This is a genomic window from Bradyrhizobium hipponense, assembly GCF_008123965.1.
In the GTDB taxonomy this organism is placed as follows: domain Bacteria; phylum Pseudomonadota; class Alphaproteobacteria; order Rhizobiales; family Xanthobacteraceae; genus Bradyrhizobium; species Bradyrhizobium hipponense.
This window is the reverse complement of the sequence record NZ_VSTH01000313.1, coordinates 700-1,535: the sequence shown is the minus strand read 5'-3', so window position 1 is coordinate 1,535 and position 836 is coordinate 700. Positions and strand designations below refer to the sequence as shown.

The following is an 836-nucleotide window of genomic DNA, read 5'->3' as shown; positions in this document are numbered from 1 at the left end:
GATCCAGAATGCTCTCCACGGCAGCATTCACGTTCGACAAATCCGGCCGATTGTCGCCGTCAATGGGTGTGGGCACCGCGATGATGAAGACGTCGGCGGCCTGCGGCTTGTTTGAAGTCGTCAACGCGCCGCTCGATACAACTTTGGAAACGAGACCATCGAGATCGGGCTCCGAAATGTGAATGGCTCCGGAGGCCACCGTCCTGACAACATATTCCTTTGTGTCCACGCCAACCACCTGCAGGCCGCGGCTGGCTATCAGGGCGGCCGTCGGCAACCCGATGTAACCAAGCCCGAGGACGGCGACCTTCTGAAGTTCAGGCATCGAGAAGCACCTTCACAATCCGCTCGCTGGCACGCCCATCACCAAATGGATTGTGGGAGCGAGACATAGCAGCATAAGCCCCATCATCGTCGAGCAGCCGGAACGTCTCCCCGACGATCCTGTCGTAGTTCGCTCCGACCAGGCGCGCGGTTCCCGCTTCGACTCCTTCCGGGCGTTCGGTCGTCTCCCGCATCACAAGGACCGGCTTTCCAAACGTCGGCGCCTCTTCCTGCACGCCGCCTGAGTCAGTCAGCACCAAATGTGACATGGAAAGGAGGCTGACAAAATCCGTGTACTCTTGAGGGGAAATTAGCACAACGCGCGGATGGTCGGCGAGCCGCGTTGCGAACACGTCGCGGACGTTCGGGTTCGGATGAACCGGAAGGACGACGGCAACGTCCTCCCTGCTTAAGATGGTCTCCAGTGCATTCACGATGTTGAGAACTCCTCCGCCGAAATTCTCCCGGCGGTGGCAGGTGACCAAGATGATGCGGCGGTTGCCGTGACGCTT

2 protein-coding genes are annotated in these 836 nt (G+C 59.8%); both read right to left on the bottom strand.

Annotation, left to right across the window (positions count from 1 at the left end; translation table 11 throughout):
• The coding region (locus tag FXV83_RS42280) for a 3-hydroxyacyl-CoA dehydrogenase NAD-binding domain-containing protein (protein WP_235940634.1) at positions 1 to 325 on the bottom strand (325 nt) is incomplete at its 3' end.
• Positions 318 to 836, bottom strand: a 519-nt coding sequence (wecB, locus tag FXV83_RS42275) for a non-hydrolyzing UDP-N-acetylglucosamine 2-epimerase (protein WP_148745893.1), incomplete at its 5' end; no start/stop codon positions are given. The genes wecB and FXV83_RS42280, both read right to left, overlap by 8 nt.